This is a genomic window from Sphaerothrix gracilis Ecp01, from assembly GCF_030405905.1.
Taxonomy (GTDB): Bacteria; Cyanobacteriota; Cyanobacteriia; order Phormidesmidales; family Phormidesmidaceae; genus Sphaerothrix; species Sphaerothrix gracilis.
The window spans coordinates 127,823-152,925 of the sequence record NZ_JASATW010000009.1 but is presented as its reverse complement, the minus strand read 5'-3'; the positions used below and the strand labels follow the sequence as shown (position 1 = coordinate 152,925).

General features: G+C 53.4%; 16 protein-coding genes. 10 read left to right on the top strand and 6 right to left on the bottom strand.

Features of this window, described 5'->3' with window-relative positions; genetic code table 11:
* Nucleotides 1–124: 124 nt before the first annotated feature.
* Genes QJQ48_RS11990 through QJQ48_RS11960 form a run of 7 tightly spaced genes read left to right on the top strand, consistent with a single transcriptional unit; the run spans nt 125 to nt 12,223 of the window.
* On the top strand, nt 125–448 hold the full coding sequence (locus tag QJQ48_RS11990; protein ID WP_346291548.1) for a hypothetical protein: 324 nt from the start codon (nt 125–127) through the stop codon (nt 446–448).
* Entirely contained in the window at nt 448–804 is a 357-nt protein-coding gene (locus QJQ48_RS11985; protein WP_346291466.1) for a GPW/gp25 family protein, read from the top strand. The genes QJQ48_RS11990 and QJQ48_RS11985 overlap by 1 nt, the downstream gene beginning before the upstream one ends.
* Before the next feature lies 1 nt (nt 805).
* A complete protein-coding gene (locus QJQ48_RS11980; protein ID WP_346291465.1) occupies nt 806–3,283 on the top strand; it encodes a putative baseplate assembly protein in 2,478 nt (825 codons plus the stop codon).
* Entirely contained in the window at nt 3,280–6,132 is a 2,853-nt protein-coding gene (locus tag QJQ48_RS11975) for a putative baseplate assembly protein (protein WP_346291464.1), read from the top strand. Before QJQ48_RS11980 ends, QJQ48_RS11975 begins: the two co-directional genes overlap by 4 nt.
* A complete protein-coding gene (locus tag QJQ48_RS11970; RefSeq protein WP_346291463.1) occupies nt 6,129–8,393 on the top strand; it encodes a hypothetical protein in 2,265 nt (754 codons plus the stop codon). The genes QJQ48_RS11975 and QJQ48_RS11970 overlap by 4 nt, the downstream gene beginning before the upstream one ends.
* Nucleotides 8,394–8,416: 23 nt before the next feature.
* Complete coding sequence (locus QJQ48_RS11965; protein ID WP_346291462.1) at nt 8,417–11,911, top strand: DUF6519 domain-containing protein; 3,495 nt, start codon at nt 8,417–8,419, stop codon at nt 11,909–11,911.
* A gap of 12 nt (nt 11,912–11,923) precedes the next feature.
* Nucleotides 11,924–12,223, top strand: coding sequence for a hypothetical protein (locus QJQ48_RS11960; protein WP_346291461.1), 300 nt, complete (start codon nt 11,924–11,926; stop codon nt 12,221–12,223).
* Nucleotides 12,224–12,226: 3 nt separating this feature from the next.
* Here the strand turns inward: QJQ48_RS11960 and QJQ48_RS11955 are convergent, their stop codons facing one another.
* The gene (locus QJQ48_RS11955; RefSeq protein WP_346291460.1) at nt 12,227–14,137 is read right to left on the bottom strand and encodes an acetate--CoA ligase family protein; all 1,911 of its coding nucleotides are present in this window, start codon (nt 14,135–14,137) and stop codon (nt 12,227–12,229) included.
* Between the two features lie 345 nt (nt 14,138–14,482).
* On the opposite strand from QJQ48_RS11955, the gene QJQ48_RS11950 reads away from it, so the two are divergent.
* On the top strand, nt 14,483–15,361 hold the full coding sequence (locus QJQ48_RS11950) for a cyanophycinase (RefSeq protein ID WP_346291459.1): 879 nt from the start codon (nt 14,483–14,485) through the stop codon (nt 15,359–15,361).
* On the opposite strand, the gene queC is transcribed toward QJQ48_RS11950, so the two are convergent.
* The 5 genes from queC to QJQ48_RS11925 form a co-directional block, all read right to left on the bottom strand.
* On the bottom strand, nt 15,358–16,056 hold the full coding sequence (gene queC / locus QJQ48_RS11945; RefSeq protein WP_346291458.1) for a 7-cyano-7-deazaguanine synthase QueC: 699 nt from the start codon (nt 16,054–16,056) through the stop codon (nt 15,358–15,360). The two genes, QJQ48_RS11950 and queC, sit on opposite strands and share 4 nt — an antisense overlap.
* 127 nt (nt 16,057–16,183) lie before the next feature.
* Nucleotides 16,184–17,074: a class I SAM-dependent methyltransferase gene (locus QJQ48_RS11940; protein WP_346291457.1), complete on the bottom strand. Its 891-nt coding sequence runs from the start codon at nt 17,072–17,074 to the stop codon at nt 16,184–16,186.
* Nucleotides 17,075–17,145: 71 nt separating this feature from the next.
* Nucleotides 17,146–19,098 (bottom strand): ArnT family glycosyltransferase, encoded by a 1,953-nt coding sequence (locus QJQ48_RS11935; protein WP_346291456.1) that lies wholly within the window; start codon nt 19,096–19,098, stop codon nt 17,146–17,148.
* 22 nt (nt 19,099–19,120) lie between these two features.
* Nucleotides 19,121–20,446 (bottom strand): glycosyltransferase family 4 protein, encoded by a 1,326-nt coding sequence (locus QJQ48_RS11930; RefSeq protein WP_346291455.1) that lies wholly within the window; start codon nt 20,444–20,446, stop codon nt 19,121–19,123.
* Nucleotides 20,443–21,318, bottom strand: coding sequence for a class I SAM-dependent methyltransferase (locus QJQ48_RS11925; protein WP_346291454.1), 876 nt, complete (start codon nt 21,316–21,318; stop codon nt 20,443–20,445). Before QJQ48_RS11925 ends, QJQ48_RS11930 begins: the two co-directional genes overlap by 4 nt.
* Before the next feature lie 492 nt (nt 21,319–21,810).
* On the opposite strand from QJQ48_RS11925, the gene QJQ48_RS11920 reads away from it, so the two are divergent.
* Nucleotides 21,811–22,950: a glycosyltransferase gene (locus tag QJQ48_RS11920; protein WP_346291453.1), complete on the top strand. Its 1,140-nt coding sequence runs from the start codon at nt 21,811–21,813 to the stop codon at nt 22,948–22,950.
* A 347-nt stretch (nt 22,951–23,297) separates the two neighbouring features.
* Nucleotides 23,298–25,103 (top strand): ABC transporter ATP-binding protein, encoded by a 1,806-nt coding sequence (locus QJQ48_RS11915; protein WP_346291452.1) that lies wholly within the window; start codon nt 23,298–23,300, stop codon nt 25,101–25,103.

The following is a 25,103-nucleotide window of genomic DNA, read 5'->3' as shown; positions in this document are numbered from 1 at the left end:
CATCTCTCCCCTCATCCGGTTCGACTTCGCTTACGGCCAGTGGGCAGTGCCCACCCTACAAGCTCTCCTCTACCCCTCCACCCCTCCACCCCTCTACCCCTCCACCCCTCTACCCTCTCACCCCATGCCCGGTCCCCTCCTCCACCAAAATGCCACCGTTCTTTGCAGCCACGCTGGACAGGCTCAGCCCACGGTCGTCAATCCCCGCGTTACGGTCAGCGGCCAGCCAATTGTGATGCAAAGTAGCGTTTACGCGATCGCCGGCTGCACTCTACCGACACCTCCGGCGGCTAACGGCCCCTGCGTCACCGCCCAGTGGGTGACGGCGGCGACGCGGGTGACTTCAATGGGCATCCCAGTTTTGCTGCTCGACAGTCAGGCGCTCTGTACCCCGACCGGGACGCCGCTGGTGATCGCTGCTACCCAAGTTCGTGTGAGTGCGATGTGATGTATACCAACTTTCCCTTACAAATTGACAATCAAGGTCGCATCGCCCGCACCGATGAGGCCGACCATATCCGCGACCTGATTGAGCAGGTGTTGTTTACTTCGCCGGGAGAGCGAGTGAATCGGCCCGACTTTGGCAGTGGCTTGTTGCAGTTGGTGTTTGCCCCCAACAGCGATACCTTGACGGCGGCAACCCAGGTCGGTGCCCAGAGTGCCCTACAGCAGTGGCTAGGCAACCTGATTCAGGTGGATGCGGTGGTGGTCGAAAATGAGGACTCAACGCTGCGGGTAACGGTGCGCTACTGGATCCGGCGCACCCAGCAGCCGCAGGTGGCTCAGTTTAGGCGGGAGGTGTGAGATGCTGCGCTATTTCTGCTGCGATCGCCGTCGCCGCGCGGCTGTAGAAGCTAGCCCACTCAACGGTATTGACTATATTGAGGTGCTGGATAGTGACGCTCCCAGTGAAAGCGATCGCCAGCTCATTTTGCTGCTTTATCTGATTAAGCCCCTGGGCGCGGTCAGCCTTGAGGTTGAGAACTTTTCGATTGCAGGAGGCGATCGCATCCGCGATATTCAGGTCACTGCAGTGACGACCTTCGCTGACTCGCGGGTGGTGCGGCTGCGGCTGAACCAGTGGGGGGATTATTCAACTTATACGCTACAAATTATAGGCAACGAAGGGGAACCGGGCTGGCTGGATCCGATTCTAGCGGCAATCAACTTTTCCTTTAAGGTGGACTGTCCCAGCGACTTCGACTGTAAGCCAGAGCGAATTTGTCCGCCAGAGCCGACACCCCCTGCCGTCATTAACTATTTAGCGAAAGACTATGCCAGCTTCCGGCGGCTGATGCTGGATCGGCTGGCGGTGCTGATGCCCCAGGGATTTGAGCGTAATCCGGCAGATGTGGGCATTGCGCTGGTGGAGCTGCTGGCCTATGTGGGGGATCACCTCAGCTACCAGCAGGACGCGATCGCCACTGAAGCCTATTTGGGTACTGCCCGTCGCCGAACTTCGGTGCGCCGTCATGCTCGCCTAGTGGACTACTTTATGCATGATGGCGGCAATGCCCGCGTTTGGGTGCAGGTGCAGGTGAGCGCTAATAATGTCGAGTTACCTCAGGGCACGCCGCTCTTGACCCGGATTGACGGCCAGCCACTGCTGATTGCGCCCGGTTCGTCGGTTTATGAGGCCGCGCTGCAGCAAAAGCCCGTAATCTTCGAGACGGTGACGGCGGCAACCCTGTTTCAGGCCCATAATCAGCTCAGTTTTTACACCTGGGGCGATCAGGAGTGCTGTTTGCCTCAGGGCAGTACCCAGGCCACGCTGCGCGGTCACTACCCAGATTTGCAAGCGGGCGACATTTTGATTTTTGCAGAAGTTGTGGGGCCTCGCACCGGACAGCCTGAAGACGCGGATCTAAGCCATCGCTGGGCGGTGCGGCTGACGGCAGTGACGCTGATGAACGATCCGATTGGCGGCCAGTTTGCCGAGCCGCCGAATGACGATATTGTCAACGTGACGCGGATTCAGTGGGATGGGGCGGACGCGCTGCCCTTTGCCCTTTGCCTATCGGCTCAGACCGATGCGGCCCACGGGGAGGCGTTTATAGAACAGGTCAGCGTGGCTTTAGGCAATATCGTTCTGGCTGATCACGGGGCCACAATCGCCACTGAGTTTCTCGGTGTCGTGCCGGAACCGACCTTATTTAGAGTGCCTACTACCCTCGGCGATCGCTGTCAGCCTCCTGTTCCCGATCCGGTGATGCCTCGCTTCCAGCCCCAGCTTAGCCAGAGGCCGCTGACTCAGGCTGAACCCTATACATCGCCACCTGTCTCTGCCCAGGCTGCCTTTCAGCGCCAAATTGGAGCGGCTCTTCCAGCCATCACCCTAGAGAGCGACCTGAGTGGTCAAACTGCAAGCTGGTCGCCCGTGCGGGACTTGCTCAACAGCGATCGCCAAGACCGCAACTTTGTGGTGGAAACTGAGGCCGACGGCAGCGCTTTTGTCCGCTTTGGGGACGATCGCTACGGGCTGCGGCCCAGTCCCGGCACTGTTTTTAGCGCCACCTATCGCATTGGCAACGGCACTCAGGGCAACATCGGCGCAGACACGCTAGCCCACGCGGTCAGCGAGCAGGGCGCCATTGTGCAAGTTCGCAATCCTCTGCCTGCCCAAGGAGGGCGAGAACCCGAAAGCCTAGAGCAAGTGCGGCAGTCGGCCCCCTATGCTTTTCGAGTACAGCAGCGGGCGGTGACGCTAGCGGACTATGCGGCAGCGGCGGAACGACACCCAGGGGTGCAAAAGGCAGCGGCTACATTTCGCTGGACGGGGAGCTGGCGGACGGTGTTTGTCACGGTGGATCGGCTGGGGGGATTATCGGTGGATGCCGCTTTTGAAACGGAGCTGCGGCAGCACTTAGAACCGTTTCGCATGGCAGGCTATGACCTGGAAGTAGACGGGCCACGCTATGTCTCGCTGGAAATCGACATGATTATCTGTGTGCAGCCCAGCTATTTTCGCAGCGAGGTGAAGGTGGCGCTGCTGCAGGTGCTGAGCAGCCGAGCACTGGCCGACGGCAGCCGGGGGCTGTTCCACCCGGATAATTTCACTTTTGGGCAGGCAGTGTATCTCAGCCAAATCTACGCGATCGCCCAGGCCGTCGCCGGAGTGGCCTCAGTCCAAATCCAGCTCTTTCAGCGGCAGGGTAGCCCTAGCTCGGTAGCCCTAGACACGGGCGTTTTAGAAATTGAACGGCTGGAGATCGCCCGCTTAGCAAATGATCCGGACTTTCCCGAACACGGCGTGCTGCGCTTGCAGATGGAGGGCGGTAAATGAAGGCATTTTTAGCCCGTGACCTACTGAAGCTGAATGACTGTGGCTGCTGTGAGGGCATCACTTACCGGACTCCCGTTGGGGTGTTTAACCGAGCGGGGCTGGCGGCGATCGCCTACCGCGTCGGTACCCACGACCAGTTTAAGCAGAGTTTGCTGGCCCAGCTCTCTAGGGCTGAGCTGCCTGCTCTGCAATCGCTAACGACGCGGGATGAAGATGATTTTGCGATCGCCCTGCTGGACGCCTGGGCCACCGTCGCTGACGTGCTGACGTTCTACCAGGAGCGGATTGCGCAAGAGTCTTACCTGCGCACGGCTACTGAGCGGCTATCAATTCGTGAGCTAGCTCGCCTGATTGGCTATCAGCTTCGCCCCGGCGTCGCGGCCAGTACCCCGCTGGCCTTCACGCTGGATACGGCCCCCACCTCCCCGCCCCAAATTACGCTGGCGGTAGGCACTAAGGTACAGAGCATTCCGGGGAAAGATGAACAGGCCCAGATGTTTGAGACGGTGAGTGCGATCGCAGCGCGAACAGCCTGGAATGCGATGCGGCCTCGTCTCACCCAGCCGCAGACAGCCGCTTCTCTCCAACAAAGCCTGACGGTTCAGGGCACAGCGACCCGTATTCAGCAGGGTGACAAGCTGCTGATTGTCTATCCTAGCAGCGCAACGGAGTCTGACTTTGTGACTGTCTTCCGGGTCACGGTCAATCAGGACGCAGGGACGACTCGGCTCGATTTAGTTAAGGGATCGCCGCCACAACTCCCTACGTTTAGCGAGCCGACATTTCCGGTCGCTGTCATGCCTACGGGGGCGATCGTCCTTAATCAAGCTGCAGTTCAGAATCAAATCATTGGTAAAAGCTGGTCACAAAAAGATTTAGTCGCCTTTACCGAAATTCAAGATTGGCATCAAGCCGATCTGACTGCAAGTGTCATGTCTCAGCTCGCGGAAATAGACCAGCCAGCAGAAGTGTATGTTTTTCGCCTGACGGCGGCTGTTTTTGGCTATAACGCAGCTAAGAAAGTGGTCTATTTAACGTCAGGAGACAATGTAGGCAAGCCTGATACTTCTGGCGGGGAACTGAAGTTTACCGAGTGGCAGGCAGCAGATGATGAGCTAGATGACATTCTCTTTCTCGACAATGCCTACAAAGAAATTACTGAAGATAGCTATGTAGCAATCAGAACAATCTCATCGCCCATTGACGATTTAACGGCGGGCGCGTTGGAGACAAATGCGTTTGGCTTTGGAGCACCCGTTTTAGCCACACTAATCAATACGACAAATAACACGACAAATAATCTGGCGGCAGATTCTATCACTGACGCTCCCAACACGACACTCAACTTATTTGCGGAAACCGCTAGCGTTAAAAGCTACCAAGTTGAGAGTGTGCTAGAGCGATCGCGCACAGCCTACGGCCTCAGTGGTAAAACCACCCAAATTACTCTTAATCAAGCCTGGTGGAATCACAATGCCAATGATGCCTTTGGAAAAACGATTCGTAAAGCTACTGTTTATGCCCAAAGTGAACAGCTCACCCTAGCCGCGCTGCCCATTACCGACACAGTTGCCGGCAATACCATCACCCTCGACGGTTTTTACCTGGGACTGCAGCCAGGGCAGCTTCTCATCCTCAGCGGCGAGCGCCATGACCTCGAAGGTGTCACCCAGAGCGAAACGCTGACGCTGAAAGACATTACTATTCAGAGCGGCTATACCCAGATCACGCTGCAGGCCGAACTGGCTCATCCCTACAAACGAAATACGGTCACAATCAACGCCAACATTGCTCCCGCTACCCACGGCGAAACCGTCCAAGAAATCTTAGGCAGCGGCGATGCCAGCCAGCCCTACCAGGCTTTCAACCTGCGGCAGCCGCCCCTCACCTATGTCAGCAGCGATGCTGCTCCCAGCGGTGCTCTTTCAACCCTAGAAGTACGGGTGAACGATATCCGCTGGCATGAAGCCCCTATGCTTTACGGCCAAAAGCCCAGCGATCGCATTTACATGACCCGCCAAACCGAAGACGGCAAAACTGAAGTGAAGTTTGGTGATGGTAAAACCGGGGCCAGATTGCTGACGGGTACGAATAACGTGGAGGCCACGTACCGCAAAGGAATTGGTCTAGCCGGTAACGTCAAAGCCAACCAGCTCACAGCCCTGATGTCGCGTCCGCTAGGGCTGAAGGCAGTGACCAATCCGCTGCCAGCCACAGGGGGAGAAGACGGGGAAGTCCTCGCCGATGCCCGTCAAAATGCGCCGCTGACAGTGCTAACCCTCGATCGCGCCGTTTCGCTGCAAGACTATGAAGACTTTGCCCGCGCCTTTGGCGGCATTGCTAAAGCTCTCGCCACTTGGACCTGGATGGGCCAGCGGCGGGGCGTTTTCGTAACGGTGGCGGGGCCGCAGGGGGCGGCAATCGAGGCGAAGCTGATTGACAAGCTGATGAGTCAGTTACGGCAGTCCGGCGATCCGTATGTGCCGCTGTTGGTCAAGTCCTATCGCAAAGCGCTCTTTAAGCTCAGGGGCAACCTCAAAGTCGATGCCGACTATCAAAGTGAGCGGGTGCTGGGTGCTGTCAAGGACGCGCTAAAAGCTGCTTTTTCCTTTGAAGCTCGCGCTTTTGGGCAGGGGGTGGCCTTGAGTGAAGTGCTGGCGGTGATCCAGGCCGTTCCCGGCGTGGTGCATGTGGATATAGATGAACTCAACCGGGATGGCTCAGCCGTCAATGGGCTGCACTCACCCTTGCCGTCAGCAGTCCCGCTGCGGCAGGGCAATAACTTGCTCAGTGCCGAACTGCTAACGCTGGATCCGGCCTCCTTCGACCAGCTAGGAGAACTGCCATGACGTTTGACGCTGAGACACTCTATAGGCTCCTGCCTGCTATCTATCGCAGCCGCGATTTAGAGCAGGGAGAACCGCTGCAGGCGCTGGTGCAGGTGCTCGCGCGTGAGATCGCCGTGCTAGAGACTGATCTAGATCAGCTCTACGACGATCAGTTCATTGAAACCTGCGCTGAGTGGGTGGTGCCCTATATTGGCGATCTCATTGGCGATCGCCCCCTCTACACCAATCTGCCAGGCTTCCCCAGCGCCCGCGCCGCTGTGGCTAACACCATCGGCTATCGTCGCCGCAAGGGAACAGCGGCCATGCTGGAGCAGCTAGGGCGAGACGTGACGGGCTGGCCCGCCCGCGTTGTGGAGTTCTTTGAGCTGTTGGCGACGACGCAGTACATGAACCACCTGCGACCCCACAACCTGACAACGCCTGATCTGCGCCGCTGGCAGCCGCTGGCATATCTCGGCAGCCCCTTTGAGAGTACCGCCCACACCGCCGAGATGCGCCGCATTCCGCCGAAGCGAGGCCGCTACAACATTCCCAATATTGGCCTGTTTCTCTGGCGCTTAGAGCCGTACACGATTGGCCTGTTTCCCAGCACCGCCCGCCCTGTCGCAGACCCCGCCGATGGCCGCTACACCTTTCACCCGGTGGGCCTAGACGCACCCCTGTTTAACCCGCCCCTGCCGGAACTGGCCTTTACCTTGGCCCAGCCGATTAACGTGCCGGAACCGCTGCGGCGGCGAGTGCTGTATGAGGAGCTAGAAAGCTGGCGGCAGGCGATCGCCAATGGGCAATCTTTCCAGCCAGTTTACTTTGCTGAGACATCGGGTACTTTGGCCCAGATGGGCGATCGCCAGCGGGTATTCGACATTTTTGTAGACGGGGCGGCTGAGCCAATACCGCCGCCAGAAATTCTAATTTGCGATCTGTCTGACTGGCGGCGTCCGCCTATGACCCAAGACTATCAGCCGATGCCAGTTGAGCCGACCCAGTCCCCGGTTTCATTGCCGATTCAGGTAGCCGTGGATCCGCTGCTGGGCCGCATTGCTTTTCCGGCAGCCGTCGTTCCTGAACAAATCCGGCTGCGCTATACCTATGGCTTTAGTGCTGATGTGGGCGGTGGCCCCTACGATCGCGGCGACTCGGTTTTGCCGCTGCTAGAGCGCCCCGTCACCTGGCAGCTCGGCGTCAGCGTAGACGCGGCTCCGGCAGACCCAGCGGTCGTAGATACCCTCAGCGGCGCGATCGCCCAGTGGAATAGTCAGCCTCCCGGCACGTTTGGCCTCATTGCGATTTTAGACAGCCAAACCTACGCCGAAGCCTTTCCCACGATTACGATCCCCGCAGGCAGCCAGCTCTTAATCGTGGCGGCAGAATGGCCGCTGGTGCCTGTGCCTGATTCCCCCACCCCGCAGCGACAAATTGGACAGGTCACCCCAGAATTTTTGCGACCGCATCTGCGGGGCGATCTGAGCGTAGTTGGCACCGCCCCCGATGGCAGCGACATTCCCGGAGATGTGATTCTCAACGGTCTGCTGATAGAAGGAGCGCTTACGGTGCAGTCCGGCAATCTAGATCGGCTACAGCTCGATCACTGCACGCTAGTCCCCTTTACCCGCAGTTCCCCAGTTGTCAATAGCCTCACTGTCGCTACCGACAATTCGCTGCTAACGCTGCGGCTCGATCACTGCCTCATTGGTCCAATCAGTATTGCAGCCACCATTGAGCAGCTTCAGGTGGTGACTAGCTTAGTGGATGGGGCCGCCGCGATCGCGATCGCGGCTGACGCAACACCGGCTGAAATCCAAACCAGCACCCTTTTGGGAACTACCCAGGTACGTAGCTTGGAGGCCAGCAACAGCATTTTTGCCCAGCTCGTGACCGTGCAGCGCCGTCAAACAGGCTGCGTCCGTTTTTCTTTTCTGCCCCTAGCGTCTCAAGCGCCGCGCCGCTACCGCTGCCAGCCAAATTTAGCCTTAGAGGAACTGGCTAAAGCCCTCAAGCTGAAAGCAATTACCGATCCCATGCAGCAGGAGCAGGTAGAGCGGCGGGTTTCGCCTGACTTCACTTCCAAGCGCTACGGCGATCCGGCCTACGCACAGCTTAGCCAGCGCTGCGCGATGGAGATTCGTCAGGGAGCGGATGATGAAGCGGAAATGGGCGTCTTTCACGATCTCTATCAGCCCCAGCGAGAAACGAACTTGCGGGTGCGACTCGACGAATATCTGCGGTTTGGCTTAGAGGCCGGTATTTTTTACATCACATAGCGATTTATCCAACGGAGGCCCCCATGAAGGGTGATTTTAGCCGATATACCTTTAATCGCGCCAAGCACTACAGCGCGGTGCTGATGCAGCAGGGGCGGGTGCAAGTTGATGCTGACTGGAACGAGCAGCAGGCGATCGCCCAAAACCGGGTTGAAACCGAAGCGATCGACGTCATCGGCAAATGTGGCGCGCCCAAGCACGAGGCTGGATTTGGCATCACCTCTGTGGGAGCTGACTTTGACCTTAGCGCCGGACGCTTCTATGTTGATGGTATTCTCTGCGAAAACGAAGCGCCAACACGCTACAGCCAGCAGCCGGATTTGCCTGATCCTGAACCTTTAGAGACGCTGCTAGCAAACGGTCAGCTTGGCCTGATTTATCTAGACGTTTGGAAGCGCCATCTCACCGCTTTAGACGACCCGCAGATAAAAGAGGTGGCCCTGGGGGATCCCGATACCACCACGCGGCTAAAAACTATCTGGCAGGTCAAGGTTTTACCGCTAGATGAACCAGCTGAGGAAGTTACCTGCGACAGTGAGCTGCCTCAGTGGAATGACCTGATTGCCCCCAGCAGCGGCACACTTGCGGCCCGCACCGCTGAACCCGATGAGACCGAAAGCCCCTGCCTAATTCCGCCGGAGGCAGGCTATCTACGCCTAGAAAATCAGCTCTACCGGGTGGAAATTCATCAGGGCAGTGAGACAGGTGCCGTTACGTTCAAATGGTCGCGGGACAATGGCTCAATCGTGACGGAGATTCAGGCTATTAGCGGCAATGAAATTACGGTGGCTGATTTGGGCCGCGATCAGGTGCTGGGCTTTACTAAAGGCCAGTGGATTGAAATTTCCGATGATGCGCTAGAACTGAGGGGCTTACCGGGTGAACTGCTGCAGATTGACGACTTTACCACCAGCGCGGCCGGCAGTCCCATCATTGTTTTAGCGAGCGCACCGACCGTTTCGATTAGTCTCGATCGCCATCCCAAATTACGCCGCTGGGATCACAGCGGCCCCAGCGCCACGGCTATAGGGGTGGAAGTAGCCGCAGGCTGGGTCAACTTAGAAGGGGGGATTCAAGTTCAGTTTTCTGAGGGCACTTACAAAACTGGAGACTACTGGTTAATTCCTGCCCGCACTGCCACGGGTCAGATTGAATGGCCACTGACGACGGCGGCGGTTCCGGCTCCAATCCCTCAGTTGCCCCTGGGGATTGAGCATCACTACTGTCGCTTGGCGATCGCCCAGCTTTTGCCCAGCAACGATCCAGATAGCAATACGGGCCAGCTCGATCTGCTAGAAGTTTGCGATCACAGCTTTTGCCCCCTAACCGAACTAGATCCGGGAGCGGCCTGCTGCACGGTTGTCGTCCAACCAGGCGAGAGCATTCAATCAGCCCTCGATTCCCTGCCGCAGGCGGGCGGCTGTGTCTGTCTTAAAACTGGAGTTCACGAAATTCGTCAGCCCATTCGCATCGAAAAATCCAACGTTGTGCTCAAAGGGGAAAGTCCCGGTACTCACGTCATCCGCAATAACGGTTTGAGCTTGTTGATCATCGCTCAGCCACGCCTGCAGCTCATTCGCGATGTCAAAGTGGAGCAAATCCATTTTGAGGCGGCCGGGAGTGAGTCTGACGCTGGCAACCTGCTGAACCTGACTCTGTTAGTCATCGGCAACGGTCTGAATATACGAGTGCGGCATTGCCATTTCGAAATAGCCGAATCGCCAGATAACCAGTCAGGTTCGACTCTGCCGATTGCGGCGGCTTTGGGTATTGCTGTGGTCAATAGCCGTCAGGTTGCCCTGTTAGAGAACACAATCAGCCTGGCCCTAATTGGCATTTGGGCTGAGGGCTGTACGGCCTGCAAAATCGCGGGCAATCAGCTTGTGGGGCCTGTTTTTCAAGTCACAGACTTGCTGGCGATCTCGGTGGGCTACATTGGCATTCTGCTCAACCTGCTGCCCTCAGAAAATGTGCTGATAGGCCAAGACTGTCAGATTGCCGCTAACGCTCTGCAAGATTACCTCATCGGCATAGCGGCAGGGGTACGCAGCGATCGCTGTCAGATTCTCAATAATCAAATTCGTCGTCAAGCGATCAATCAGCTCCAAATCGAAGAATTTAATAATCAATATTTAGCGGGCAGCGAACCCTTCATTTACGGCATTATTGCCTATGGCACTCACAATGCGATCGCAGAGAACTATCTCGAACTCAATAGTCCATCCTACGGCGGTATTCGGGCCTTTGGCGCGTTTGCCCGGATTGAACACAACACGCTGCAGTCGGCGCTAACGCGGGAGCTGCTGGTCGGCAGCACTCAACTGCCCCTCTCTATTTTTGTAGGGCAAATCGCTGAAGAGGATGAGCAGCAGGATTTAGACATTAACTACAGCGTCGTCAAAGGCAATAAGCTGATGGGCACGCTTACGGGGATTGGCGTTGCCAATGCTGAAGGCGTTGAGATTCTAGAAAATCAGATCGGCATTTTCGATTCAGTTGCGCTGCCTTCAATTGGCGTAGCCCTCGCTAACGCGCGCGACACGCTAGTCAAAGATAATCAAATTCGCGGCGCAGATATAGGCATTTTTCTGCTAGGCGATCCGCCCGCTGAGGGCATTCAGAACCGCCTACTCGACAATCACATCAGCGACGGTAGTTACGGGATTGGGGCTGTCTCAGAGACAGCTTTGGAGGTTTCCGGCAACCTGATTGAAAATATGACCCTGGCAGGCTTTGCCGCTGTCAACCTGATTGAAAGCGCCTATCTAACGCACAACCGCCTCGATCACTGTGGCTATCGGCCCCCAGTTTCTAGCTTTCCGGGGACGGCTGCCAGTCCTGCGATCGGAGCCGGATTTTTCATTATTTCAGTGCTCGGTAATCTCACAGTTGAGTCTTGCCAGGTAATGAATACGGGCATTTCGCGCCAGGGTGAAGTTACCCCCGCAGGTACTTTCTGGGGCATTGCCATTGGGCTGGTGCTAGCCTGCGAAATCAGAAACAATGACGTGTACTACAGCGACATTGAAAATCTGGCTAGAATTGGTCTAGCTCAGCTTCACCGGGCGCTGCTGCTTGTGGGCTGGCTGTCGCCTGTTACCAACGATATTCGCTTTCCGCAATTGGGCAATGCCCTCGTCACCCACAATGTTTTTCAGGGCATTGGGTTTCCGCACCTAGTTGAGTTTGTCAAAAATCCCAGCCTGCTCCAGGCTGGCTTAGAGCAGGTAAACTTTAGCCATAACCAATGCTTCCACTTGCGTACTCTGGCCGAGCAGCCTCCCATCGGCCTCACCGCGATCAATGTCCGCTCAGGTAGCTCAACTGTTTCAACCTGGGGCCGACAGTTAGTGGTGATGGGCAATCAAATCAAAGCTGACAATCCCAATCTCCCCTCTATAGACTTGGACAATCCTGAACGCGTCACGCTGATGGGCAATATCGCCACTGGCGCCATCTTCAACTTTGGTTCCGGCATCACTCCGGCTAATCCCGGCGACTTTAATATCTATCCCTAATCAGGAGACGCTATGAAAGCTAAACGCATTGAAGACGTTTTAAACGCTCAGCAGAGCTTCACTAAACAGATGCAGCAGCAGATGCAGCAGTTTAGCCAGCAGGTAGGCTCAGGGATTGCCGTACCTGACAAGAAAACGCAGCTACAGCAGTTCGAGCAGCGCCTACGCACTACGACCGCAGCTAAAGCTGCCGCTATGCGCCGCTACGACGATGATATTCGCCGCTACAAAGAAGCGATCGCCCGAATAAAAGAAGAGATCAAAACAACTGATAAAGTCCAACCCCGGCGGGAACGCCAAGACGAGGGCTAATTTCTATAAGATAGTTGAGATTTCTTTGAGATAGGCTCTGGAAAAGGGTTCTTGGGTGCCCAGGGCATATTGCTCGACCAGCCCTTGACGACGGATAAAGATGCTGTCGTCCCGGCGAATGACGACGGTGGAGTCGTCAAATACGTCGCGGGCCAGCATTTGTTCAGTCTCAGTAGGATTTTCTAGAATCACTAAGTCGCTACCGTAGTAAAACATGCCTCGACTTTCTAGGGTCGCTTCTGGATATTCGGCAATTAGCAGATCGACCTTGGGATTACGCAGCAGGTTTTGCACATTGATGTTGTAGCGCGGATGCAGGCACTTCTCGGCCCGATTAATAAAAATGCCGCTTTGGCACACGGCCCCAATCCGCCAGTTAGGCCGCCGCAGCAGGATATGGTCAATCACTTCTTGGAGATCCCGCTTGCCGATGTGGTTGAACGTGATGATGGGAATCCGGGCCGCCCGGCCGGAAGCAAAGAAAGTCTCTAAAATAGGCGAGGTGACATCTACTGGCTCGCCCACAGCAGGGTTGAGGTGCATATAAATGCCCGGAGCGGCGTTCATTTCGATAATGCCAAATTCTCCCGCCTTCCAAGATTCTGCTAAATTGTGAGCTACCACATCAATGCCCAAGCAGGTGAGTCGAAAGTGCTGGGCAATATCCTGAGCCAGCACGATATTTTCGGGGTGAATCGTGCGTGTGGCATCAATGCTGAGTCCCCCAGCAGAGAGATTGGCGGCTTTGCGTAGGTAAACTTTTTGTCCGGCCTCTGGAACGTCGTCAAAGGTGAGCTTTTGCTGGGCCAGATAGGCCGTCATGGCCTCATCCGGCTGAATTTTGCCGAGGGGCGAGGTCGGCGTGTCGCGGCGAGCGGAGCGGCGATTTTCCCGTTCAATGAGCGCCGCTAGCGGGGATTCCCCATCTCCCACAACCGAGGCTGGCTGCCGCTCTAGCGCCGCCACGAATCGACCGTTGACACACAGCAGCCGGAAATCGCGACCTTGCAGGCTGCGCTCTACAATCACACGGCCAGGCTGTTCCTCAGCGATCGCCCGTTTGGCTTCCTCGTAGGCTGCGGTAATTTCATCGGGGTTGCGAATGTCAGTGGTCACCCCTTGCCCCTTGTGCCCATCTACAGGCTTGACCACCACCGGATAGCCAATCTCTTCGGCAATGGCGATCGCCTCCTCTGGCGAATAAGCCACATCCCCATTGGGCACCGGAAAGCCTAAAGTCTGCAAGAAGGCTTTGCACTCATCTTTCTGAGTCGTAAAGTCCGAGTCTAAGTGGCTATCTTGGTCAAACGTGGTGGAAAAGCCGCGCACCTGCTGGCGGCCATAGCCGTACTGAATCAGCCGCTCGTCCCACAAATAGCTGGTAGGAATACCTTTTTCGTAGGCAGTGCGCAGCAGTGCATAGTTCGTCGGCCCGCCGTAGATTGACTTGCGAAAGCTATTTTGTAGGCTCTCTATTTGGGCGTCGATGTCAAAAGGCTGAGCGGCTGTGATGGCCTCAAGCCAGTCCCAAACGGTGTAAATCACGGCATGGGTGGTGTATTCGTGCAGAGATTCGATCGCAATCCGCTCGGCTTGGGGCTGAGGCGTCACGCTCCAGTGACGAAAATGCAGGCCCATATCGAGTTGGCTCACTTCGATCGCTGCCAGGGCAAACAACTGGCCGTAGGAAGTTGGCTGCGCGTCGCTTAAAGTTGGGTAGCGATCGCTAATTGCCTTGACATATTCAGCAACGGGTAGAGGCTGAGAGCGATTGGTGAGCGCAAAGTCAAAGACTAAAGCAATTGTTTCTAAATAGGGGTTAGGCCCTCCATAAAAGCACAGATCGTAGAGGTCAAAAACATCACCTCGTCTAGCATTAATAAGTGGAAAAGTAGCGTCAGAGCTGAGAGTCATAGAAATTTTTGTAAGTCTTTTAGATAAAAAATTACCCTAGTCTAATTTAGTTTAAAGAGCTTCTGCCTAGAGTAGGGGATTTAGAATTGACAGGCTTTTCGGCGCTGCTAGTTTAGCTAGCGGCCGCGATAAACCAGGGCATAACTGCTATTTCGACTAATCTTTGAAGTGCCAATTTAGTCCCGTCTAAAGAGCTGTTGATCGCGCTATTTTAGGCCCTCCAATTTAACGAATCTTAATCTTTGTGTTGCTCAGAATCTATCTTCAGAACGTAATGAATCAGACAAATGTCATGTTTTCATGAGAAAAGAATTAATCAACGCTTAACCTACAAGGGGGCCACCTATGGCTGTCAGCAAAGCACTGGGTCAGTTAGTCATTATTGGCGGTGCAGAAGACAAACGGGACGACTGCGCTATCTTGCGAGAATTTGTCCGCCGTTCTGGGGGCATACGGGCGCATCTAGTGGTGATGACTGTGGCCACTGGCCTGCCGCGAGAAGTGGGAGAGGACTATCGCCGCATTTTCGAGCGTTTGGGCGTTGAGCAGATTGAGATTTTAGATACGGCTGAGCGCGATCAGGCCGATCGCCCAGAAGCGATCGCTCAAATTGAGGCAGCAACAGGTATTTTCTTTACGGGGGGCGATCAGTCCCGCATTACTGAGGTGCTGAAAGGAACTGAGCTAGAGCGTGTTCTGCATCAACGCTACGAGGCAGGGGCCGTTATTGCCGGTACCAGCGCCGGTGCGGCGATGATGCCAGATATGATGATTTTAGAAGGTGAGGCAGAAACTAATCCTCGGGTCGAAGTGGTGACGATGGATCAGGGCATGGGCTTTTTGCCGGGCGTGGTCATCGACCAGCATTTCGCTGAGCGAGGCCGCTTGGGACGGTTATTGGCGGCGATCGCCCAGCAGCCCGTCGTTTTGGGCTTTGGCATTGACGAAAATACGGCGATCGCCGTCAGCGGTAATGAACTAGAGGTTTTAGGGTCAGGCTCCGTTACAGTGGTTGATGTAGCTGACCTGTCCCACGATAACCTCAGCGAAACCCTGCGAGATGAACCGCTAGCGCTATGCGATGTCAGGCTACACATTTTGCCCGCCGGCTATCGCTTTGATCTCGATACGCGGCGACCTCTGACCGCTGCTGACCGTCCCATCATTGATGCCCCCGCTGCCACTTCGCAGCCCACCGACCTCAAAACTGCGATCGCCTCTTAAGCTTTATTGCTGGCTGCTTGCCGCCCCTCCGGCGTTGCCAGATCTGGGCGTCCTACTTCTATCAAGGCGCGATCGCGAATGCGGCAAGAATCACACCGACCACAGGGGACTTCTCCCCCCTGATAGCAAGACCAGGTAGCTTCAATCGGTACCCCTAGCTGCAGCGCCCGCCGCACAATATCGGCCTTAGACGCCGTAACGAGGGGTGCGATGAGCTGGGGGGCTTTGCCTTCAATACCGGCTTTAGAGGATAGATTTGCCAACTGCTGAAAGGCGGCCAGATATTCTGGCCGACAGTCTGGATATCCGGAGTAATCCACGGCATTGATGCCCAGATAGATGGCGGTGGCGGCTTCAGCTTCAGCTAAAGAGAGGGCGATCGCAATAAAAACGGTGTTACGCCCCGGTACATAGGTAGACGGAATAGCGGCAGTCGGCCCCGTTTGGGGTAAAGGTTCACAGGCATTGGTAAGAGATGAGCCGCCCCACTGGGCTAGATTAACCGCCAAAACATGGTGCTTTTGGATGCCCAAATGGGCTGAAATAGTTGTAGCTGCGATCAATTCTCGCTCGTGCCGCTGCCCGTAGTTGAGGGATAAGGCAATAGGGGTATACCCGTCCGCGATCGCCTGAGCGGCAGCTGTAGCCGAGTCAAGACCACCAGAGAGCAGAATAATCGCTTTGGACGTTGTCATTACGGAGGTTGCAGAGTGATTGAATTAGGCACCTCCTACGTTACAACCTCCAGCTAAGTAGGTAAACACAAACAGGGGATGCTGCAGGGTGTTGCTAGACACAGCCGTAACGCCCCCGTCCCCAGGGCTACAGCGGGTTACGCCGAGCAATACACATCAGCGACAGCGCCGCCTCTGGCAGCTCCGGATTGAGGCCCGATAGGCGCTGCCCTAGCCGGTAGCGCCAGTGGGGGGGATGGCCTATACAGCCTTCCAGCACTGCCGCTCCCACTGTCTGGTTATGGGGATAGAGATTGAGGCTAAAGCCGCGCGGCAACAGCGTTTTGATAAACAGTTCTGCTGTCACGCCACCGCCGGGATGATGGTGAATCTCAGTCGCGAGGGCATGGCGACGTTCCTCTTTCTCCATATCGAGACTGGGTAAAAAGTAGCGGTAGATTAGATGGCGTAAACGGTAGAAAGCCATTCCCAGCCCTTGATAATTCCAGGCATACTGCTGCGGATCATGATCTACTACCAGCAGCCCGCCCGGTCGCACTAGGCGAGCGGCTTCTTGTAAAACCTGCTGCATGTCTTTACAGTGGTGCAGCGTCGCATTAAGAGTAACGATGTCAGCAAACTCAGACTTCAGAGGCAGATCGTGGGCATCAGCTAGAAGCGGTACGTAGCCTAAGGATTGCGCCATTTCTAAAGACGCCGCTGCTACATCTACGCCAATGATGAGCTGAGGATGTCCTCCTAGCGTTGCATAGAGGTTGCCGGGGCCGCAGCCAATGTCTACAACGATCTGATCATCCCAACTGCCGATTGCCGCTAGCCACCGCTCTCTGAAGGCTGCAGAGCGGTGACAGGCCTCAAAGTAATTCTTAGCCCACTGCGGCGTGTCGAAGAAGTGCTGATTGGCTTGTAGCTCAGGCGTTGGATTCCGAATTAGATCGGTTGGCACTTGCCGCAGAAAATCAATCTGATGATTGGGCTTGAGAAAGGGGACTAAGGGCGAAGTTTCGATAGCATTCATTGAGAATAAAATCTCCGACGCGGGGGGAAACAAACGTTTGACCTGAACAGCAAGCACCCTTGATACTTTGGCTAGGGCTGTTGGCTGAAAGACTGATCCGTATAGATACTGAGAGCACCGACCTGTAACTGACGCTCGTAGGTATTTTCAAAAATGCTGAGCTGCGGGCGATCGCTAGTCATGACATTGTCAGCCACGATGGTGCAGGGCACAAAGCGGCGATCGCCCGTGACCTCAGCCTTAGCAACTGAGGCGTTGTCAACATCTACATGCTCAATTTGCAGCGTTGGTTTTGCGTGATTGTTGAGCATGACCCACAAAGGATACTCCCAGGTGTTGCCAGAGAGCTTCAGACCCACCTTAGAGCAAGCCTGAGACTGAATGAAATTAGCGGCCTCTATGTAGGCTTCCTGGGCATCGGGATTACTCAAGAAGTATTGCTCAGTCCGGCTCTGATTAAAGATGTTCTGCACCTGATCAGTTTCAACAATTTGGCTGTTGGCAAACAAAGGTCGATTTTCGCTGAAGCCAACCCAAATCAAAGAAGCGCTCAGTAAAAGAGCGGCGACCGCGTTGACCACTCGGCGGCCAATCATTTCTGCTAGCACAACGCCCACAAACGGGGAGGCCAGCACAAACAAGGGGAGATGCAGGCGACTACGCCACGGCGACCAGATAATCAGGCCGCAAAACAGCAGAAAACCAACGACCACAGCTAGCCAATAAGTCGCCAAGAAATACTGCTGTCGCTGTCGCAATCGCCGTCTAACCATCCAGAAGACAATCGTCGCCGCCAAAAACAGCAGCAGATGCAGAGGATTGCCTGCCAAATCTTCATGGTTGATCAGGCTGTGAATATCAAATCCCTGACCGGGGGGAGAGCTGATGCGCGGATCGCTAGCGTCTAGGCCAATAAGGGCGTGTAACCCCTCGACAAAACGGATAATGATCAAATTAATAGAGCGTACTGGCGTACTCAGATGTAAGGCCAGATTGCGAATGATATTGGACAGAAGAATGCGCGGCCCCATCACTTCCATCCCCTGCCCTGACTCACCCAGGACAGAGCCAAATAGCTGCCAGTTGCGGCTATAGTGTCCCAGATTAATTGCTAAAGCGATCGCTCCAAAAGTGGCCAGCGGTCGCCAGAGCTGCCACTTAAGCCGCCGCCAGCCGGAAAAGACAAGCCATAAGCAAAACGGGAAGGCATACAGATAGGCAGTTCCCTTAGAAAGCAGGGCTAGCCCTAAACTTACCCCGGCTGCCGTCATCCAGTGTCCGGCAAACTTAGCCTGAATCGCTGCCAATACGCAAAAAGCGAGGCAAACGAGCCAAAAGCCAACAACATGATCGCTCTGGGTCGTCGATCCCTGCAAAATTGCCATAGGAATCGTGACGCAGACCACAGTGGCCAGTACCTGTCCCCGCAGGTTAGCCCCCAACTGCTGGGCAATTAGGGAGACTCCCACCAAACTGCCTACGAAGCTCAGCCACTGGACGATATTGGCGAAATAGTCATCGCCGCTGAGGACCTGTAGCTGAGCGATCGCAAAGCTAGACCAGGGACCGGGATGAAGCTGCCGAATGATTGCAGTTGGATAATGGGCAACGCTGCGGTTCTGGATCCAATGGACAACCCGGCCCAAATGATAGGTCATGGAGTCCCAGTTGTTGGGGGCAGCCGAAATAGCAATAAAGCCTATCACCAGTATGATGACGGCTACTCCGATCAGCATCAGCTTCAGGCCGAGGGGAAACTGCTGCAAAGACAGTTTTTGCGCCGGTTTTTCCGACTGTCTCTGCCGCAAGACAGCCGCGATCAACAAGGCATCAATACCCAACCAAACTGGCAAGAGTCCGACTAGACTCAAACCCCGAAATAAACTGAGAACTTCAGTCGTCAGTGTGATGAGGACGCCCCAGCTTAGCGCTGCGAGCAGAACGGCTCGTCGCCAGTCTTGCAGACGCTGCTGCCAGCAAATAAAGAGGAAGGCAAGCCCCAGAAAAGGGAGGATAACAGGCATGGCCGATTTCTCGAGTAAGCGATTAGACGGAGGTGGATAGAAGACGTTGAAAAATCACCTTGGCAAACTGCTGAGCCGAATTTTGTTCAGCAAAAGTTCGCATTTGGGCGCGATCGCCAAAAGTTACCAAAGGCTGATTGAGCATCTGATGCAGCCCCTGAGCTAGAGCCGCTGGCTGAGTCGAATCGACGGCAAGTCCTAACTGATAGCGATTGACCAGCTCTCCCATCAGGCCGTAGTCAGAGCTAAGTACAGGTTTCCCAGCCGCCGCTGCCTGCAACAAAATACCGCTCATGCCTACATGACGTTGATAGGGAGCCATTACCAGGTCTGCTAGCTGAAAATAGGCGGCAACGTCGGCTTCCGGCACAAATTCGTAATGTCTCAGGATTTGAATCGGTTTTTGCGCGGTTAGCGTTGCAATGCGAGCCTCTAGCTGCTGTTCTAAATTGGATTCTCCTACCAGCAGCAGGCAGAGCTTTTGGCAGTCTGCTGCGCTCAGCTCCGCGATCGCCTCTAGAAGCTGAGGAACGCCTTTACGGTGGGTGAGAGCTCCAAAAATGAGCGCTACAGTGCGATCGGCCTCAATCCCCAACGCTGCGTGCAGCTCTTGTACCCGCTCAGATGGTGCTTTTTCCAGCGCAACTGGATCAGGCAGATGAACCGCTTTAGATTGCCGGAGGAGCCGATTGAGCTGAGGCACAGCAAAAGGATCTAAGGAAAAAACGGTGTGTAGCTGCGATCGCTGTCCTATCAGCCACAGTAGTCCCTGCTCCCACCAGCGTTGCAGAGGTTCTTGGCTCTGAATCGGGTGCTGCGCAAATGTGGAATAGTGAAATGTGGGTCGAAAATAAATGCCCGATACCGGACAGGGCAAAGGCTGGCTGACGGTCAACGGCCTCAAACAGGTGTCTAAATATAGGGCCACGCAGTGTTGAGCCTGTAAAGCTTGGGCATATTTTCGCAGAAGCTGCCATTCTCTAAACGTACGCCGTAGCCGCTGGTATGCGGTTTTTCGCCCCCCCAGCCTATCGACTTCAGCCTGAGAAATCGCCTGAAACTGGACTCGCTCAGGCGCAGCCTGCTGGGCAATTTCCACAACTTCGCTATGTTCTATCAAAAAGCGCGGCGAAACAACGATGACTAAGCGTCCGGGCAGAGCCTCATGAATAAAATATTGAATTAAATGCTGAATGTAGGCTGGATGATGGCCACGTACAGATAGATCAAACAGCATTAAGGGGCGATCGCCCCCAGAGTTTGAGTTTTTCGGTTCAGAAGGATCTGCTAAAGCAGCCTGACTGGCGATCGCTGATTGTTCTGGCTGCGATTTGATTAATGAACTCATTTCTTGCCTACCATCGTGATGCTTCTGAAGAAAATTGGCGAGTTAGCAAGCCGCCGCCGCAGTCGAAACGGCAGGCGTTCTAAGAGCAACTCGCTCAGCTTGAATAAACTGGATAATCCTGGCAGTAGCGGGAGATGAAAGATCTGGGTCTGCTTATAGACTTTGCATAGCCCAACTTGCGTAAACCCGGCCTGACGAAACAGGACGCTAAGCTCACTCACCGAGTATTCCTTCAGGTGAAAACCAGTGGCGACTTGATCAAAGTATCTAGAAATGTCGTGCGGACCACAGAGTCGGTTAGGCGTCACACAGGCATAGACCCCACCGGGCTTTAACGCTCGGTAAATAGCCTGTAGCTGCTCTATGGCGTCCTCTGGATGCAAATGCTCCATAAGCTGATGGCTATAAGCTACGTCAATACTTGCTTCTGGGACGGGAATACTAACGCCGTCAGAAATAATAAGCTCTACATTTTCTGGCAGATTTAGCGTTCGAGTGAGTTCTTCTGAAACATCAACTGCGTAAACTTTGCTGGCTTGGGCGGCAATTTTTGAAGTGAGATGACCACTGCCACAACCTATTTCCAAAAAAGTTGTTTCAGGTTCAAAAAAGTGAGTTAAAAAGTTAACTCTCTGTCTAATTAAATAATCTGTTCTCTCATTAGCTGGCCGACTCAGTTGCGTATGATAAGGAATTTTCTGAAAAAGCTCGTCATACAGCTTAGTATAGAGTCTTTGTTCAAGCCGCTCTGATCTAGTCGATGCCTTCAGGCAATTTGCCAAAGATTTCTCAAGCAGATAGTGTTCTTTCGTCTGCGCAGAATTTCGAGTCTCAGGTTCATTAATTCTTTCTTCAGAATCATTTGCAATCATTGCTTCAAGTCCTCAGACTTTTAAGAAATTTTGTTAGCAGCAGTCAGCTACACCTACTTGTTCCGTAATTGATCGAGCTCAATTTGATCTCAATTTCATCAATACTACGGCACTCGTTAGAAATAGGTTTTTTGCAGGAACTGATTTTACTGAAATTTAAAACGAGCTGAGGCTTCGTAGGATTTTAGTGAATTTACCTAAAACTTCACTAAAGCTCTACAGAGGTTCTAAAGAATTTAACGAGGGAGAAGCTATTCTCAAAACAGCAATCTTGCTAGAAACGAGGGTCTGTCGGGGAATCCTGATGATTACTGGCTGTCTCCGCCTTAGTCTCTAGGCCAACCTTTAGCTTGCTAGGTTGCCTGTGAACGATCGCTGGTTGGATAAGGGACAAAGGTCACCTCTGCTCAAATGACATTTCGGGTTGTCTACTTTTCTATTCTCGAACCGTCAAGCAGCAATGATGATGTCGATTAGTGATGAAGCGAAATAATGGATGAGGAGCCAGCTTCGATGCTAGAGGGCAAAAACCGGATATCGCTGTTTCTGAGCTATTTAGGCGGCGGCGGTGCTGAGAGAGTCATGCTGAATTTAGCTGAAGGCTTTGTTCAACAAGGATTTCAGGTAGATTTGGTCTTAGCTAAAGCTTGGGGACCTCACTTATGGAAGGTTCCGGCTTCGGTGCGAATAGTTGATCTGGGGGCCTCTCGACCTCTGCTGAGCTTGCCTAAGCTAGCAAAATATTTGAAGCAAGAACAGCCCTGTGTGTTGCTATCAGCCATGCACTATGCCAATGAGATTGCAGTCCTGGCGAAACGGTTGGCGGGCGTTTCTACTCGGGTGATTGTGACAGAACATAATACGCTGTCCCGCTCTCTCGGCCATGTCAAGGGCTTAAAGCGGCGGTTGATTCCGCTTGGAATTAAGTATTTATACCCCTTAGCAGACAGCATCGTGACTGTTTCAAAGGGGGCCTGCAGCGATTTGCAGCAGTGGTTCAATCCTGATAAGGCCAAAGTTGAAGCCATCTACAATCCGGTGATTACGGCTGATCTTTATGAAAAAGCGGCGATCGCAGTTGATCATCCCTGGTTTCAAGCAGAATCTCCGCCTGTGATTTTGGGGGTTGGCAAACTGGAAGCTCAAAAAGATTTTGCGACTCTAATTCGAGCTTTTGCCAAACTCCATGCGCAGATGCCGTGCCGATTGGTCATTTTAGGCTGGGGGCCAGAGCGAGATGCGCTCGAAGCTTTAGCTGCCGATTTGGGAGTTGGTGAAGCAGTAGCTCTGCTAGGCTATGTAGATAATCCCTATAGCTATATGAAGCGGGCAAATCTCTTTGCGCTTTCATCTGCCTGGGAAGGTTTACCCACGGTGCTGATAGAGGCGATGGCTTTAGGAATACCTATAGTCTCTACCGACTGTGAGAGCGGCCCTCAAGAAATTTTGGCGAATGGCCAATGCGGTTACTTGGTACCTGTTGGAAACGCTGAAATGCTTGCTCAAGCAATGTTGACTGCGCTGCAGGAAAAGCCTCTACCGATTCCTGACTGCTGGCTGGATCAGTTCAAAATCGAAGCTTCTGTCAAGCAGTATTTAAGTTTGCTGGATAGCTCAATTTGCTTAGCTTGAAACTCTTACCTAGATCAGATGACCTATAGGCTACATCTAGCGTTGCGAGCAATAGCCTGCGGCAGAGCTGCGCTGGGCCGCGCTGAAGCAGCAAGGTAACGCTCAGATTTTGAACTTTCACAGTGTCTCTGCCTAACAGTATCTTCTAGCACTGCCTGTTTGCATCTGCTACCCGGTCAAAAGTTATAGGTGCCGCCTGATGAAAAGAAATCCTACTTCTAAGTCTGAATCTTGCTTTCTTTAGTAAAGAGGCAAAGAATTGAAGATTAAGTAAAGTCTCATTATTGAAGACTTATCCTGCATCTTGTATTGACCTAGACTAGCCTTAGTGAAATGTACCTGTTGATATGAATCATTATCTTTATAAGTTCTTTTACATTCTTGGAGATCGCAAAAGTAAGCTTGCAATATTGCTTTTAGCAATTTTGATTACGTCCTTCTTGGAAGCAATAGGTATCGGACTTATTGGGCCTTTTATTGCTTTAGTCAGCAGCCCAGACCTAGTTGAAAAGACAGCTTGGTTGAGCCGTATTTATGAGCTACTCAACTTCAGATCATTCAATCAGTTTGTAATCACTGCTGCCGTTGCTATTTTAATTATCTTTTATACAAAAACTTTTTTCAGCTTCAAAGTCAGAGAATATATTTTCTTGTTCGGCCTCTCTCATCAAGGAGAACTACGGCTTAGGTTGTTAGACTCGTATTTGCGTTTGCCTTATTCGTTTCACTTAAAGAACAATACTGCCTTTCTGATTCAGAATATTGTTAATGAAGCCGATACTTTTTGCAACGGCACTCTCTTACAAATTCTCAACTCCACCGTTAGCTTAGTCATGATGGTGGTTTTAGTTGGGCTGCTGCTAGCAACTGATGCAACTGCCACCGTCGTGATGTCACTGGTCCTATCGCTAGCATTCGCGCTGGTAGTTTACTTTCGGAAGAAAATTGCTAGCTGGGGGAAAGCCTCTTCAACATCCAAGGCAGAGATGATTCGCGTCATCAATCACAGCTTAGGCGGCGTGAAAGAAACTCGTATCATTGGTTGTGAACCTTACTTCAAGGATCAATTGGATGAGCAGGCTCAGCGCTACGCCAGAGCCTGCAGTTCTCTAATGAGTTTTGGTATGGTGCCTCGGCTTTTAATTGAGGCTTTAATAATAACGTTTGTTTTGGGATTGACGTCGGTTTCTTTGTTAGCAGGTAGAGATACTGATAGCTTGATTGCAACACTAGGTATTTTTGGAGTTGTTGCTATTCGACTGATGCCCGTTGCTACTCAGTTAACCTCCGGCCTTACCAATCTTCGCAGTTCTGCTTACGTCGTAGATAAGCTCTATTGGGATCTTAAAGAGATTGAAAAACTGAAAGGTGGATTTGCAAAAAGGTTGAGCCACCAAAAACAGTCAATATCTCAAAAACGGCCAGCAGTTTTACCCTTCAATCACAAAGTAGAGCTACGGCGTATTTCGTTTCAATATGAAGGTGCTAAGGAGTTAGCCTTACGCCAAGTTAGCTTAACGCTGCGCAAGGGAGAATCTATTGCCCTGATTGGTAAATCAGGTGCAGGAAAAACTACGTTGGTTGACTTGATTCTGGGACTCTTCCATCCGCAGTCCGGTGATATTCAAGTTGATGGACAGTCTATTTATCGAGATTTACGGGCTTGGCAGAACCTTATTGGTTATATTCCGCAGTCAATCTTTTTAATCGACGATACGATCGAGCGCAATATTGCCTTCGGAGTTCCCGATGAACACATTGATGCTGAGCGTTTGCAGCAGTCAATTGCGGCGGCACAGCTAACAGATTTAATCGAAAGAATGCCTGAGGGTATAAAAACCCGTATTGGTGAGAGAGGCGTTTGTCTTTCTGGCGGACAAAGACAACGTATCGGCATCGCGCGAGCTCTCTATCACGAGCGAGAAATTTTAGTCTTAGATGAAGCCACTTCTGCGCTCGATAACGAAACCGAGCAGCTAGTAACTGAGGCTATTCGTTCTCTTAGCGGTCAGAAAACAATGATTATTATCGCGCATCGCCTTTCAACTGTGAAACACTGTAATCGTATTTACCGCATGAAAAAAGGCCAGATTGTACAATCAGGAAACTACCGAGAAGTCGTTTTAGAAGAACAAGTAGCTTCAAGCTCTTAG